Here is a 269-nt window from a genome sequence, read left to right on the forward strand (position 1 = left end):
CAGCGACGCTGTCGGACGTGTTCTTGCGCCACGTATCGTCGATCGAAATCAGCTCGTGTTCGAAGTCCGCCATCCCTGCCTCCTGCATCAACGCAGCCGCCGCAGCAGGATTAAAGACCGGCGCCGGCAGCTCGGCATACTCGGGGTGCAGAGGCGAGACCTGATGGTTTTCGGCGACCGTTCCATTGTCGCTGAACCCCAACTCCAGACAGACGGCATTGTCGACGGCCATCGCAAGTGCGCGCCGCACGCGCACATCCGTATAGGGT

The 269-nt window shown here is 62.1% G+C and carries 1 protein-coding gene; it reads right to left on the minus strand.

What is annotated here, in order from left to right; all coding sequences use genetic code 11:
• On the minus strand, nt 1–269 hold a 269-nt coding region (locus tag SB749_RS19600), incomplete at both ends, for an ABC transporter substrate-binding protein (protein WP_410711777.1).

Source organism: Brevibacterium sp. SIMBA_078 (assembly GCF_046534565.1).
GTDB lineage: Bacteria > Actinomycetota > Actinomycetes > Actinomycetales > Brevibacteriaceae > Brevibacterium.